Annotated in this window: 12 protein-coding genes; 8 read left to right on the forward strand and 4 right to left on the reverse strand. The window is 67.2% G+C overall.

From position 1 onward, the window contains the following. Positions 1 to 29 precede the first annotated feature (29 nt). Entirely contained in the window at positions 30 to 905 is an 876-nt protein-coding gene (locus tag ABH900_RS19635; protein ID WP_429624873.1) for a YgfZ/GcvT domain-containing protein, read from the forward strand. 150 nt (positions 906 to 1,055) lie between these two features. On the opposite strand, the gene ABH900_RS19640 is transcribed toward ABH900_RS19635, so the two are convergent. After that, the gene (locus tag ABH900_RS19640) at positions 1,056 to 2,138 is read right to left on the reverse strand and encodes an ABC transporter ATP-binding protein (protein WP_429624874.1); all 1,083 of its coding nucleotides are present in this window, start codon (positions 2,136 to 2,138) and stop codon (positions 1,056 to 1,058) included. 352 nt (positions 2,139 to 2,490) lie between these two features. Here ABH900_RS19640 and zwf point away from each other — a divergent pair, with 352 nt between their 5' ends. The 5 genes from zwf (at position 2,491) to eda (ending at position 8,514) form a co-directional block, all read left to right on the forward strand. Further along, complete coding sequence (gene zwf / locus ABH900_RS19645; protein WP_429624876.1) at positions 2,491 to 3,927, forward strand: glucose-6-phosphate dehydrogenase; 1,437 nt, start codon at positions 2,491 to 2,493, stop codon at positions 3,925 to 3,927. Continuing rightward, positions 3,924 to 4,931 carry a glucokinase gene (gene glk / locus ABH900_RS19650; protein WP_429624877.1) on the forward strand — a complete coding sequence of 336 codons (1,008 nt, stop codon included), beginning with the start codon at positions 3,924 to 3,926 and terminating at the stop codon, positions 4,929 to 4,931. Before zwf ends, glk begins: the two co-directional genes overlap by 4 nt. Beyond that, complete coding sequence (pgl, locus tag ABH900_RS19655) at positions 4,928 to 5,650, forward strand: 6-phosphogluconolactonase (RefSeq protein ID WP_429624879.1); 723 nt, start codon at positions 4,928 to 4,930, stop codon at positions 5,648 to 5,650. Before glk ends, pgl begins: the two co-directional genes overlap by 4 nt. Before the next feature lie 55 nt (positions 5,651 to 5,705). Further along, a complete protein-coding gene (edd, locus tag ABH900_RS19660) occupies positions 5,706 to 7,622 on the forward strand; it encodes a phosphogluconate dehydratase (RefSeq protein WP_429624881.1) in 1,917 nt (638 codons plus the stop codon). 232 nt (positions 7,623 to 7,854) lie between these two features. After that, the gene (gene eda / locus ABH900_RS19665; RefSeq protein WP_429624882.1) at positions 7,855 to 8,514 is read left to right on the forward strand and encodes a bifunctional 4-hydroxy-2-oxoglutarate aldolase/2-dehydro-3-deoxy-phosphogluconate aldolase; all 660 of its coding nucleotides are present in this window, start codon (positions 7,855 to 7,857) and stop codon (positions 8,512 to 8,514) included. Between the two features lie 293 nt (positions 8,515 to 8,807). Here the strand turns inward: eda and ABH900_RS19670 are convergent, their stop codons facing one another. The 3 genes from ABH900_RS19670 to ispG form a co-directional block, all read right to left on the reverse strand. Further along, complete coding sequence (locus ABH900_RS19670) at positions 8,808 to 9,455, reverse strand: response regulator (protein ID WP_429624884.1); 648 nt, start codon at positions 9,453 to 9,455, stop codon at positions 8,808 to 8,810. Positions 9,456 to 9,656: 201 nt separating this feature from the next. Beyond that, the gene (locus ABH900_RS19675) at positions 9,657 to 10,406 is read right to left on the reverse strand and encodes a phosphatase PAP2 family protein (RefSeq protein WP_429624886.1); all 750 of its coding nucleotides are present in this window, start codon (positions 10,404 to 10,406) and stop codon (positions 9,657 to 9,659) included. After that, the gene (ispG, locus tag ABH900_RS19680; RefSeq protein ID WP_429624888.1) at positions 10,387 to 11,652 is read right to left on the reverse strand and encodes a flavodoxin-dependent (E)-4-hydroxy-3-methylbut-2-enyl-diphosphate synthase; all 1,266 of its coding nucleotides are present in this window, start codon (positions 11,650 to 11,652) and stop codon (positions 10,387 to 10,389) included. Before ispG ends, ABH900_RS19675 begins: the two co-directional genes overlap by 20 nt. Before the next feature lie 114 nt (positions 11,653 to 11,766). Between ispG and ABH900_RS19685 the strand changes: the two genes are divergently transcribed. Beyond that, positions 11,767 to 12,993, forward strand: coding sequence for an ATP-binding protein (locus ABH900_RS19685; protein WP_429624890.1), 1,227 nt, complete (start codon positions 11,767 to 11,769; stop codon positions 12,991 to 12,993). After that, positions 12,990 to 13,559, forward strand: coding sequence for a response regulator transcription factor (locus ABH900_RS19690; protein WP_429624892.1), 570 nt, complete (start codon positions 12,990 to 12,992; stop codon positions 13,557 to 13,559). Before ABH900_RS19685 ends, ABH900_RS19690 begins: the two co-directional genes overlap by 4 nt. The last annotated feature ends 76 nt before the right edge of the window (positions 13,560 to 13,635 follow it).

Raw genomic sequence — 13,635 nt, forward strand, 5'->3', positions numbered from 1 at the left:
GCAACGCACAAATTTTAGACCTCGTTCACGTGCCTGACAACCTGCCCCCTGCTTTCGTCGGATATCCGCGCCTGCCCGGCCATCATCTGCTCAGCCTGCAGGGCGCGGATGCGGCGGTGTTTGCCCATGCCCAGTTCAGCAGCGACGTCACCGCCCTGCCCCTGCGGCACTGGCAATGGAGTGCCTGGTTGAGCGCCAAGGGCCGCACCCTGGCTGTGTTCCAGCTGCTCCGGCTGGCTGATGACCATGTGATGCTGGTGCTGGCTGACGGCGATGCCGATGCGATTGCGTCGCAACTGCAGCGCTTCGTTTTCCGCCGAAAGGTGAAGGTGTTGCTGCGCGACGATCTGGCCGTGGCCGGGGCCTTCACTGCGCCTGAGGCCGCCAGCGGCGCCGCGATTGCGCACACCGCGGGTGATGGCTGGGAGCTGGACCTGGGCAGCGATGCCCTGCCGCGCACCCTGCGCATTGGCAGCGCCGAAGCCTTCGCCGCCGGAAGCGAAGCCGACGAGGCTGCCTTCGCGCTGGCCTGGCGCCAGGCCGACCTCCGCTTCGGGCTGCCGCGCCTGGACGAAAGCCAGCGCGAAGTGTGGACCCCCCAGCAGCTGGGGCTGGATCGCCTGAATGGCTACAGCGTGAAGAAGGGCTGCTACCCGGGACAGGAAATCGTCGCCCGCACCCATTTCCTTGGCAAGGCCAAGCGCGCGGTGCAGTTGCTGCATACCGCAGCGCCAGCACAGGCCGGCGATGGCGTGCAGCAGGATGGCGCGGCACTCGGCACGATCGCCAGCGTGGCCGGCGACCTGGCATTGGCGGTGCTGCCGCTGGACGCCAGCGATGCCGATCTGCAGGTGGGCGACGCCGTGGCGCAGCGCATGCCGCTACTGGATGGGCTGGCGCGCTGAACCTGGCGGCCCTTCATCCACGCATGGCGTGGATCTACTGAACCGCGCGGTGGTGGGTGCGGACCGTTGGTCCGCACCGGATGGGTAGCGCCGGCCGCTGGCCGGCAACCACGCACCCATGGAATGCCGGCCAGCGGCCGGCACTACCGGTTACAGGCGCTCGCCGCTCTCGGCGTTGAAGAAGTGCAGACCCTGCGGGTGGATCGCCACACGGATGTCCTCACCGACGGCCGGCAGCGACTGCGGCGCTACGCGCATGGTCAACGCATGCTGGCCACTGCTGAGGTTGACGAAGATCTCGTTGCCGACCGGCTCGATGCCCTCGATGCGCGCAGTGAATGCATGCGTGTCATCACCACCCGCCGGCTGCAGGTGCTCCGGACGCACACCGACCGCGATCGGCTTCTGCAGCCAGGCCGGATCGATCGTGGCCTGGCCCAGCGGCGCTCGCCACTCACCGTCGACTACGGTCACGCCGCCGGCATCCCCCTGCAGCACGCCACTCAGCACATTCATCGCCGGACTGCCGAGGAAACCTGCCACGAACAGGTTGGCCGGGCGGTCGTACAGCGCCATCGGCGTATCGATCTGCTGGATGATGCCGTCCTTGAGCACCACGATGCGCTGGCCCAGGGTCATCGCTTCGACCTGGTCATGGGTCACATAGATCATCGTGGTGCCGAGCTTGCGGTGCAGCTGTGCGATCTCGGTGCGCACGCTGTGACGCAGCTTGGCATCGAGGTTTGACAGCGGTTCGTCGAGCAGGAATACCGCCGGCTCGCGCACCAGCGCACGGCCCAGCGCCACGCGCTGGCGCTGGCCGCCGGACATCGCCTTGGGCAGCTTGTCCATCATCTCGGTCAGGCCCAGCGTCTGTGCCGCTTCGGCGATGCGCCTGTCGATGGTGGCTTTGTCATGGCCGCGCAGCTTCAGGCCGAAGGCCAGGTTCTCGGCCACGGTCATGTGCGGGTACAACGCGTAGCTCTGGAACACCATCGCGATGTCGCGATCCTTCGGCGCCACATCGTTGACCACGCGATCGCCGATGGTCAGCGTGCCGCCGCTGATCTCTTCCAGGCCGGCCACCATCCGCAGCAGGGTCGACTTGCCACAGCCGGACGGCCCGACCAGCACCATCAGCTCGCCATCGGCGACCTCGAAGCTGGCGTCCTTCACCGCGACCTGGCCGTTGTCATAGACCTTGCGCACACCCTGCAACTGCACTTTTGCCATATCACCTATCCGGTCCGCCCGAAGCCGGGCTGTCTTTTGGGACTGCCTCGGCCCTCCCGATGGCAGTGATGATTGCGCGCCTGCCGCATGGCGGCGAGCACTGCAATCGAATACAGTTGCCCATTCTGCCATGTAAACGTTTTCACGTGGCACTATCCGATGATCGGTGCGCACCGATCTGCGTCGGCGGTTGAACGAAGCTTCCGCCGAGGTAGTGGTTTCGAATGGAACGGTCTTCCGGTGCCCCGGAGAACGCCCCCGACGAACCTCGGACAGGCAGTTGCGCGGATGTCCCCCGAACCCAGCCATGAAGCGATTGACAACGATGTCACCCGGATCTGAAACTCGAGCGATGCACGACACCCTCTTCCTGTTCGGTGCCACAGGTGATCTGGCCCAGCGCTACCTGTTCCCTTCGCTGCTTCGCCTGCTTGGCGACGGCCTGCTGCCGGAGGACTTCCGCATCCGCGCGCTGGCCCTGTCCGGGCATGACACCGAAGCCTTCCATGACATCCTGCGCCCGCGCCTGCAGCAGGCCATGCCGATGGCCACGCAGGAAGACATCGCCGGCCTGTTGCGCCGCATCGACTACCGTTCGGTCGACCTGCGCGATGTCGATTCGGTGGCCGCCGCGGTCTCCGACCTGGTGCACCGCAAGTGCGTCAGCTACCTGGCCATCCCGCCGGGCCTGTACATCTCCACCTGCGAAGGCCTGGCCAAGGGCGGCGCACTGGCCGCACCGGCGCGCCTGATGCTGGAGAAACCGATCGGCAGCGACAGCGAAAGTGCCGAGGAGATCATCTCCACCATCGGCCAGTGGATCGACGAGGACCGCGTGTTCCGCCTCGACCACTACCTGGGCAAGGCGGCTGTGCAGAACCTGATCGCGCTGCGCTTCGGCAACACGCTGCTGGAAGCGGTGTGGAACCGCAACTACATCGAATCGGTGCATATCCTGGTCGCCGAGAGCGAAGGCGTGGACGGCCGCGACGCGTACTACGCCCGTTCCGGCGCGCTGCGCGACATGGTGCAGAGCCATATCCTGCAGCTGCTGTGCATGGTGGCGATGGAACCGCCAGCCTCGCTGGAAGCCGACCGCATCCGCGACGAGAAGGTCAAGGTACTGCGCGCGCTACGCCCGCTCGATGCGAAGCACGCCGCGCGTGACAGCATCCGTGGCCGCTACACGGCCGGCACCATCAACGGCCAGCCGGCCCAGGCCTACCAGCCACCGGAAGGCAGCGACGTGGAAACCTTCGCCGGTGTCACCGCGCACATCGACAACTGGCGCTGGAGCGGCGTGCCGTTCCACCTGGTCACCGGCAAGCGCCTGCCCGAGCGCACTACCCGCGTGGTGGTCACGCTCAAGCCGGTCACCCACTGGCTGTTCGAGCGCCCGCAGCGCGCGCAGGCTGCACCGAACCGCCTGGTGTTCCAGCTGCAGCCGCAGGAGAACATCGAGCTGGGCCTGATGAGCAGCCTGGCCGGCCCGGAATGGGGCGCACTGGAACTGCATCCGCTGGAACTGGAACTGTCGGTGCCAACCGGCCTGCACCGCCGCATCGCTTACGAACGCCTGTTCCTGGATGCCTTCAATGGCAACCACACGCTGTTCGTGCGCGACGACGAAGTGCGCGCCGCGTGGGCCTGGATCGACAGCGTGGCCGATGCCTGGAAGGAGGCCAAGCTGCCGCTGGAACCCTACCCGGCCGGCCAGTGGGGCCCGGGCAACGCAACCGGATTCCTGCCGCAGGGCGTGGACGCGCCCGACAGCGGAGCCTCGGCATGAGTGCCAGCTCGCAGCCGGTGCTGGTCGCCGACATCGGCGGCACCAACGCCCGCTTCGCCCTGGCCGACACCTCGCTGGACACCCCGCTGCTGAAGGACAGCATCCGCGAGTACGCGGTGGCGGAGTTCCCGTCACTGGGCGACGCCGCACGCCACCACCTCGAACAGATCGGCGCCACAGCGAGCCGTGGCGTGTTCGCTGTTGCCGGTCGTGTCGACGGTGACGAAGCGCGCATCACCAACCATCCGTGGGTGATCTCGCGCAGCCGCACCGCCGCGATGCTCGGCTTCGACGAACTACACCTGATCAACGATTTCGCCGCGCAGGCGATGGCGATTTCACTGCTGCAACCGGATGACGTGATCCAGGTGGGTGGCGCCGCCTGGGTACCGGGCAAGCCGGGCCAGCCGCGCAACTACGCGGTGATCGGCCCGGGTACCGGCCTGGGTGTCGGTGGCCTGATCCTGCGCCACGGCCGCTGCTACCCGCTGGAAACCGAAGGCGGCCATGTCAGCTTCCCGCCGGGAACGCCGGAGGAGATCCGCATCCTGGAGATCCTGTCCGAGCAATTCGGACGCGTCTCCAACGAGCGGCTGATCTGTGGCCCCGGCCTGGTCAACATCCATCGCGCCGTGTGCGAGATGGCCGGTATCGACCCCGGCCAACTGCAGCCGGTGGACGTGACCGCGCGTGCCCTGCACGGTGATCCGCAGGCAATGCGCACCGTGGACGTGTTCTGCGCCGTGTTCGGCGCCATCGCCGGTGACCTGGTGCTGACCCAGGGCGCCTGGGACGGCGTGTTCCTGACCGGCGGCCTGACCCCGAAGATGCTTGATTCGCTGCAGCACTCCGGTTTCCGCCAGCGCTTCGAGCACAAGGGCCGCTTCTCTTCGATCATGGCGCGCGTGCCCTCGTTGGCGGTGATGCATCCCCATGCCGGATTGCTGGGCGCCGCCGCCTATGCCACCGACGCCGAACGTGACGCACCAGGAGTTGCCGCATGACCCCCGCTTTCCACGACGACCGCATCGACTTCATCCACCATGGCGATGCCGATGACTGGATCGAGACGGTAGCCGCCGAGATGGCGCAGACCCTCAACCACGACATCAATGAGGTGGGCCGCGCCCGCATCCTGCTGTCCGGCGGCACCACGCCGGCGCCGGTGTACCAGGCACTGGCCGAACTGGACGTGCATTGGGACCGGGTCGAAGTCAGCCTTGCGGACGAGCGCTGGCTGTCGCCGCAGGATCGCGACAGCAACGCCTGGCTGGTGCGCGAGCACCTGCTCAAGCGCGCCGAAGGAGCTCATTTCGATCCGCTGGTGCGGATCGGCAAGCCGTTGCCCGAATGTGTCTACTCCGCCAACCTGCAGGCCCAGCACAGCCAGCCGCCGAGCCTGGTGGCGCTGGGCATGGGCAACGACGGCCATACCGCGTCGCTGTTCCCGGGCTCGAAGGACCTGCCCCGCACACTGGAAAGCACCCTACCCTACGCGGCGCTGGATGCCACAGGATGCCCGGGTGCCAATCAGTGGCCGCTGCGCATCACCCTCACTCCGCACGGCCTGCGCCAGTGTCGCCAGCGTCTGCTGCTGCTGCGTGGCAAGCAGAAGCTGCAGGTGTTGCGCCAGGCGCTGGACAGCAACGACGCCCAGCAGTATCCGATCCTCAACGCGATCAACCTGGACGGCGCGCGCCTGCGCGTCCACTGGGCTGATTGATGTCGGCGGCGGCATGCCGCCGCTTGCCTCTCGCCACCTCGAACGCCGGTAGCCAATGAGCCTCCATCCGCAACTGCACGCCATCACTGAGCGCGTCATCCGCCGCAGCGTCGCCTCGCGCGCCGCCTACCTGGCCGCGATCGACGCCTCACTGCGTGACGGCCCGTTCCGCAGCCGCCTGAGCTGCGGCAACCTCGCCCATGGTTTCGCCGCCTGCGGCGGCACCGACAAGAGCCGCCTGCGCGGCGGCGTGACGCCGAACCTGGGCATCATCACCGCCTACAATGACATGCTGTCGGCGCACCAGCCGTTCGAGACCTATCCGGAACAGATCCGCGAGGTCGCACGCGAACTCGGCGCCACCGCACAGGTGGCTGGCGCGGTACCGGCCATGTGCGACGGCGTCACCCAGGGACGCGGCGGCATGGAACTGTCGCTGTTCTCGCGCGATGTGATCGCTCAGGCGACCGCGATCGGCCTCAGCCACGACATGTTCGACACCACCGTCTACCTCGGCGTGTGCGACAAGATCGTGCCGGGCCTGCTGATCGGTGCGCTGGCCTTCGGTCACCTGCCGGCGGTGTTCGTGCCGGCCGGCCCGATGACCCCGGGCATCCCGAACAAGCAGAAAGCCGAAGTGCGCGAGCGTTACGCTGCCGGTGAAGCCACCCGCGAAGAACTGCTGGAAGCCGAATCCGCGTCATACCACGGCGCCGGCACCTGCACGTTCTACGGCACCGCCAACTCCAACCAGGTACTGCTGGAAGCGATGGGCGTGCAGCTGCCGGGCGCTTCGTTCGTCAATCCGGGCACGCCGCTGCGCGATGCACTGACCCGCGAAGCCACCGAACGTGCGCTGGACATCACCGCGCTGGGCGATGATTTCCGCCCGCTGGGCCGGATCATCGATGAGCGCGCGATCATCAACGCCGTCATCGCGCTGATGGCCACCGGCGGTTCGACCAACCACACCATCCACTGGATCGCGGTGGCCCGTGCAGCCGGCATCGTGTTGACCTGGGACGACTTCGACGAGCTGTCGCAGCTGATTCCGTTGTTGGCCCGTGTCTATCCGAACGGCGACGCCGACGTGAACCGCTTTGCGGCGGCGGGCGGACCGGCATTCGTGTTCGGGGAACTGATCAAGGCGGGCCTGATGCACGGCGACCTGGTCAGCGTGGCGCGCGGCGGCATGGCCGACTATGCACGCGAACCGCAGCTGCGCGACGGCCAGCTGGTCTACCTGCCGGGCCTGGAACGCAGCGCCGACGACGAGGTGGTGCGTGGTGTCGACAATCCGTTCGAACACCAGGGGGGCCTGCGCCTGCTGCGCGGCAACCTCGGCAAGTCGCTGATCAAGCTGTCGGCAGTGAAGCCGCAGTACCGCACGATCGAAGCACCTGCGGTGGTGGTCGATGCACCGCAGGTCTTGAACAAGCTGCATGCGGGCGGCCTGTTGCCGCAGGATTTCGTGGCCGTGGTGCGCTACCAGGGCCCGCGTGCGAACGGCATGCCGGAACTGCATTCATTGGCACCACTGTTGGGCCTGCTGCAGAACCAGGGCCGGCGTGTGGCGCTGGTCACTGATGGCCGACTGTCCGGCGCCTCGGGCAAGATTCCGGCCGCCATCCACGTAACGCCGGAAGCGGCGCGCGGTGGCCCGCTGGCCAAGGTCCGCGAAGGCGACATGATCCGCCTCGATGGCGAGGCCGGCACGCTGGAAGTGCTGGTGGATGCGGCCGAATGGGCGGCACGTCCGTTGGCACCGAACACCGCGCCGGCAGCGCACGACCTGGGCCGCAATCTGTTCGCGATCAACCGGCGCGTGGTGGGTCCGGCCGACCAGGGCGCGATTTCGATTTCGTGCGGGCCGGCGGCGGCCGATGGTGGGCCGTGGGATTACGACGCGGAGTATGAGCTTGGGCACGATGCGGCGGCTGCAGCGGCACCACATGAGGCGAAGGACGCCTGAGGATTGAAGAGCGTTGCGGGTTTGTTGCGGCGGTGAGTTTGCTGGTGGCGGCGGAGGGCAGGCCGTCGCCAGGACACGCCGTAAATACGTCCCTGTAGGCTCGGTCGCGCCATCCATGGCGCGAACGGTCCTGGCGACGGCCTGCCCTCCTCCGCATCACAGTTTCCGGCGCCGATACGCCGCGAAGTGATCACTGAAAATCAAATTCGAAAGCAAAGGCAGAAGCAGAGCTATGGGTATCGAACAACATCAGGTGAAGGCGGCGGAGCTGTTGCATGCGGCGGGCATCCTGCCGGTGGTGACGATTCATACGCTGGACCAGGCGCGCGCGGTCAGTGCGGCGCTGCTGGAAGGTGGTTTGCCGGCGATCGAGCTGACGCTGCGCACACCGGTGGCGATGGAAGCGCTGGCAATGCTCAAGCGTGAGCTGCCGGACGTGGTGGTGGGTGCCGGGACGGTGCTGACCGTGGAGCAGATGCAGCAATCGATCGATGCGGGTGCGGACTTCCTGGTGACGCCAGGTACGCCGCCGGTACTGGCCGACGCATTGGCCGCCGCGCCGCTGCCGGTGGTGCCGGGTGCGGCGACGCCGACCGAGCTGCTGTCGCTGCATGCGCGCGGTTTCCGTGTGTGCAAGCTGTTCCCGGCCACCGCCGTGGGCGGACTGGCGATGATCAAGGGCGTGGCCGGTCCGATCGCCGATCTCAAGCTGTGCCCGACTGGTGGCATCACCGAAAACACCGCCGCCGAGTACCTCGAGCAGAAGAACGTGGTCTGCATCGGTGGTTCGTGGATGGTGCCGGGCAACTGGATCGACGCCGGCCAGTGGGACAAGGTGCGCGAAAGCGCCGCCCAGGCCGCGAAGATCGTCAAGCGCGTACGCGGCCACTGAAGCGCTATGGGGTCAGAGCCCTTTCCCGCCGGGAAAGGGATCCGACCCCAGGCTACGAGCGCGCAAAGCGCGCGACCCGCTCCCGCTCTTCAATCTTCATTCCGCGGTGGCGGCGCACGGAAACTGTCCGTGGCCGGGCGGATGGGTTGTGCAGGGGCGTGAGCCGCATGGATGCGGCGACCGAGCTTACAGGGACGTACTTGCAGCGCCCCCTGTACAACCCATCCGCCCGGCCATGCCCCAGAATCCAACCGCACTACCACCGCGAGGGGCTCAGCCGTTGGCCGAAATCCTTACAGCGGCCGCGCCGGATCCACCAGCCCGTACTGGCTGGCCATGCGCGCCAGCGCGATGTTGTCGTGGATACCCATCTTCTCGAACAACCGCGCTTTGTGCGTGTTCACCGTCTTCGCACTCAGGCTCAGGCGCCGCGCGATGTCTTCCTGGCGCAGGCCCTGGGTCAACAGCAGCGCCACTTCCAGTTCACGCGGGGACAGACTGTCGAACGGCGAGCCATTGCCTTCCACCGTCGACAGCGCCAGGTTCTGCGCGATGCTGGTGCCCAGGTAGCGACGGCCAACGGCGACGTCGCGCACCGCACGCAGCAGCTCCTGCGCATCGCAGCCCTTGCCGATGTAGCCAGCGGCACCCGCTTCCAGCAGCCGCTTCGGCAGCGGGCCATCCTCCAGCACCGACACGATCACCACCCGGATGTTGCGGTGGCTGCGGACGATGCGCTCGGTCACTTCCATGCCGCTGACACCGGGCAGATGCAGGTCGCACAGCACTACGTCCGGCAGCAGCTGGCGGACTTCGCGCAGCGCGTCTTCGCCGGTCTCCGCTTCGCCCACCACCTCGATGTCGGTTTCCCCCGACAAGATCATCTTCATCCCGGTGCGGACCAGCGCGTGGTCATCCACCAGGTAGACTCGAATCGTCATTCACGAACCTCTTCGAATGCGGCCATTGCAGGTCAAGCTAGGCAGGGCGCCGATACCCCTGCAAGCGCGTTCGCGATGCGGGCCAGGCGTTCTGCCTTGCGCATCACAGTACCGCGCGTTGTGCTTGCCCCCTGTCTTGCAGAACCTGCTGCAACGAAACAACTCATCTATTACGTAGACGCCCCGGAAGGGCCATCCACGTCAATCCCCCTGTGCTGATGCTTCGCTGGCCCTCGCTGGCGGCGAATCGTGACGTCGCCAAGGATGCCGGCGACTGAACATGACCAGGTAGCACCCTACCACCCAAACCAGCGCGGCACACCATCCGGCCAGGATGTCGGAGGGGTAATGCACCCCCAGGTAGACCCGCGAAACGCTGACCAGCAGGCTGAACGCGGGGGCCAGCAGCAGCACCGGCCAGCGCCAGCGGGTGTTCCAGGCCAACAGCACCAGGGTCACCGCCAGGGTCATCGAGCCCATCGCATGGCCGCTGGGGAAGCTGAATGTCGATTCCGGCGCGATCGACTCCCACAGGCTGGGACGCTGGCGCTGGAAGAAATGCTTGCTGCCCATGTTCAGCAGCGCCGAACCCACGAAGCTGACCGCCACGAAGGTGGCCTCGCGCCAGCGCCGGTAACCCAGCAGGACGCCGATGATCAGCACGTCGGCCGGAATCAGGAACCACTCGTAGCCCAGCTTGGAGATGAGCACGAAACAGCGGTCCAGCCACGGCGAATGCAGGCCATGCATCTGCCACAGCAGGGGCGCGTCGAAATGGAACGATTCAAACTCGTGCACTTCGTCGGCGAGGGCGACGAAGCCGGCCAGCGGCAGCAGCACGCCACCGAACAGCAGGACCAGCCGCCAGGCATTGCGCGCCATCCAGTGGCGGAAACCGGAAGCAGACTCCGGCGCAGCGAGGATCGCGGGCTTATCCGGCGCTTCGGACATAGTTGTGTTCGACGTAATCGTCGATCAGTGCGACGAACTCCTGGGCGATGTTGTCGCCGCGCAGGGTCACCTTCTTCTCGCCATCGACGAACACCGGAGCCGCCGGCGTTTCGCCGGTGCCCGGCAGCGAGATGCCGATGTTGGCATGCCGCGATTCACCCGGACCGTTCACGATGCAGCCCATCACCGCCAGGGTCATGTTCTCCGCGCCCGGATGGTGGATCTTCCACAACGGCATCTTCTCGCGCACGTGGTTCTGTACCACCTTGGCCAGTTCCTGGAAGAACTCGGAGGTGGTACGGCCGCAGCCCGGGCAGGCCGTGACCAGTGGCGTGAACGCACGTTGGCCGGTGGTCTGCAGCAGTTCCTGGGCGACGATCACCTCCTGCGTTCGCGACTGGCCCGGTTCGGGGGTCAGCGAGATGCGGATGGTGTCACCGATGCCTTCCTGCAGCAGCACGCTCAGCGCCGCCGCCGAAGCCACGATGCCCTTGCTGCCGATACCGGCCTCGGTCAGGCCCAGGTGCAGGGCGAAATCGGAGCGCTGGGCCAGGTCGCGGTACACCGCGATCAGTTCCTGCACACCACTGACCTTGGCCGACAGCACGATGCGATCTCGCGGCAGGCCGATTTCCACCGCCTGCTCGGCCGAATCCAGCGCCGAGCGGATCAGCGCTTCGCGCAGCACGCGGCCTGCGTCCCAGGGCTGTTCACGGTGGTTGTTCTCATCCATCAGCTTCGCCGCCAGGGCCTGGTCCAGCGAGCCCCAGTTGGCACCGATGCGTACCGGCTTGTTGTAGCGGATGGCGAACTCGATCAGCTGGGCGAACTGCAGGTCCTTCTTCTTGCCGAAGCCGACGTTGCCCGGATTGATGCGGTACTTGGCCAGCGCTTCGGCGCACGCCGGTTCGGCGGTCAGCAGCTGGTGGCCGTTGTAGTGGAAGTCACCGATCAGCGGCACGTCGATGCCCATCATCGCCAGCTTGTCGACAATGCGCGGGATCGCTGCGGCGGCTTCAACGGTGTTGACGGTCAGCCGCACCATTTCCGAACCGGCCCGCCACAATTCGGCCACCTGCTTCACGCTGGAGGCCACGTCGGAGGTATCGGTATTGGTCATCGACTGCACCACCACCGGCTTGCCTCCGCCTACGGTGACCCCGCCGATCTGCACGGCATGGGTCTGGCGGCGGGACCAGGCGGTGGCATCGGAGGGCGGAGTCGGGCGGGTAACGGCGTCGTGCATGGGCGCATTCTAGCGCCCGGCCCCGCATTCCGGGTGACTCGCATTCAGCCGGCGGCACGTCTGCGGCCGATTGTCGCAGGCACGCCCGCGCGCGAACGCATACGATGAGCGTGAATGACCGGTCCCGACGCCCCGTTTCTCCGTACCCTGTGCAGCCTGCGCTGGCTTGCCGTAGGCGGCCAGGCCGCGACCATCCTGGTGGCCACCTGGGTGCTGGGCCTGCCGTTGCCGCAGCTGCCCTTGTGGGCCGGCGTGGCCGTGCTGGCACTGTTCAACATCTACACCCAGCTGCGCCCGGAAGCGGCCGATACCGTGCCATTGACCGCCTTCGGGCACATCCTGGTGGATGTGATCATCCTGACCTGGATGGTGGGCTGGAGCGGCGGTATGGCCAACCCGTTCAGTTCGCTGTTCCTGATCCTGATCGCGCTGGCCGCGTTCGCCCTGCCCCTGCGCTGGGCGCTGGCGGTCGCCCTGGCCTGCCTGCTCGGCTACGCGGCCAGCGGCCTGTTCGGCCAGCCACTGCCGGACGGCTATTTCCGCGCACAGGACCTCAACCGCTGGGGCGTGGTCGCCAACTTCCTGATTTCCGCCGCAGTCGTGCTGACCTTCTCCACCCGGCTGGCACTGGCCCTGCGCCAGCGCGAGCTGGAACTGTCGGCACTGCGCGAGCGCTTCGCCCGCAATGAGGGCATCGTCGCCCTGGCCACGCATGCCGCGTCGGTGGCGCATGAACTGAACACACCACTGGCAACCATGACCCTGCTTGCCGACGACGTGGCCGAGCGCAGCGAAGAACCCGAAGTGCGCGAAGACATGGAAACCCTGCGGGAACTGCTGGTGCAGTGTCGTGAGCGGGTGCTGGCGCTGGCCGCACCCGCTTCGACCGATGCGCCCGGACGCAGCCACTCCAGTGCACAGCAGGTGCTCGAGCAATGGCGTCTGGTGCGGCCGACCATCGATCTGCATCGCAACGACGATGCGCCGCTGCGGCTGCCGCTGGATCCGGGCGTGGGCCACCTGCTGATGGTCCTGCTGAACAATGCCGCCGATGCCGGCGAACAGGCCGGCCGGCCGCGCGTGGACCTGGACCTGCGCATCGAGGGCGACACTCTGATCGGCGAAGTCCGCGACTACGGGCACGGATTCAACGCGCGCGCCGCGGTGCTGCCGGGCAAGCTGTTCGGCAGCAGCAAGAGCGAGGGCATGGGCGTCGGCCTGGCCCTGTCCCATGCCACCATCGAACGCCTCGACGGCGAGATGTGGATGCGCCCGGCCCAAGGGGCCGGCAGCCGCGTCGGCTTCCGCCTGCCGCTGGCCCCACGCGAGGACACCCCATGAGCCTTCACCCCTCCCCCCTCGGCCTGCTGGTCGACGACGACGAGCTGTACCTGCGCACCCTGCAACGCAGCCTGGCCCGCAAGGGGCTGGAAACACAGACCGCCCAGGATGCCGCCAGCGCGCTGGCACTGGCACGTCAGCAGCCACCCGCGTTCGCACTGATCGACCTGAAGCTGGGCAGCGACTCTGGACTGGCACTGATCCAGCCGCTGCGTGCATTGCGCGCGGACATGCGGATCCTGCTGGTGACCGGCTATGCCAGCATCGCCACCGCAGTGGAGGCGATCAAGCTGGGTGCGGATGACTACCTGCCGAAACCGGCTACGGTGCCGATGATCCTGCGTGCACTGGGCGAGGAAGACGACGGCCCGGCCGATGAGGGCGAAATGGAAGTGCCCGACGCGATGACGCCGATCAGTCGCCTGCAGTGGGAACACATCCAGCAGGCGATGCATGAAACCGGCGGCAACGTCTCGGCCGCCGCGCGCCTGCTCGGCATGCACCGGCGCTCGCTGCAGCGCAAGCTGGCCAAGCGCCCAAGCCCGGAACGCGATCCGAGCCGGTGAGACGCCATGCCGTTCAGCGGTGGTGCCGGCCGCTGGCCGGCAACCTCATGAACCGTGGGTGCATCGCCGGAATGCC

The sequence above is a fragment of the Stenotrophomonas sp. AN71 genome (genome assembly GCF_050435725.1).
Lineage (GTDB): Bacteria > Pseudomonadota > Gammaproteobacteria > Xanthomonadales > Xanthomonadaceae > Stenotrophomonas.

Excerpts from the sequence above, each read along its gene's own strand:
- ABH900_RS19640 (WP_429624874.1), bottom strand. The coding sequence starts at position 2,138 with ATGGCAAAAGTGCAGTTGCAGGGTGTGCGCAAGGTCTATGACAACGGC.
- zwf (WP_429624876.1), top strand. The coding sequence starts at position 2,491 with ATGCACGACACCCTCTTCCTGTTCGGTGCCACAGGTGATCTGGCCCAG.
- glk (WP_429624877.1), top strand. The coding sequence starts at position 3,924 with ATGAGTGCCAGCTCGCAGCCGGTGCTGGTCGCCGACATCGGCGGCACC.
- pgl (WP_429624879.1), top strand. The coding sequence starts at position 4,928 with ATGACCCCCGCTTTCCACGACGACCGCATCGACTTCATCCACCATGGC.
- edd (WP_429624881.1), top strand. The coding sequence starts at position 5,706 with ATGAGCCTCCATCCGCAACTGCACGCCATCACTGAGCGCGTCATCCGC.
- eda (WP_429624882.1), top strand. The coding sequence starts at position 7,855 with ATGGGTATCGAACAACATCAGGTGAAGGCGGCGGAGCTGTTGCATGCG.
- ABH900_RS19670 (WP_429624884.1), bottom strand. The coding sequence starts at position 9,455 with ATGACGATTCGAGTCTACCTGGTGGATGACCACGCGCTGGTCCGCACC.
- ABH900_RS19675 (WP_429624886.1), bottom strand. The coding sequence starts at position 10,406 with ATGTCCGAAGCGCCGGATAAGCCCGCGATCCTCGCTGCGCCGGAGTCT.
- ispG (WP_429624888.1), bottom strand. The coding sequence starts at position 11,652 with ATGCACGACGCCGTTACCCGCCCGACTCCGCCCTCCGATGCCACCGCC.
- ABH900_RS19685 (WP_429624890.1), top strand. The coding sequence starts at position 11,767 with ATGACCGGTCCCGACGCCCCGTTTCTCCGTACCCTGTGCAGCCTGCGC.
- ABH900_RS19690 (WP_429624892.1), top strand. The coding sequence starts at position 12,990 with ATGAGCCTTCACCCCTCCCCCCTCGGCCTGCTGGTCGACGACGACGAG.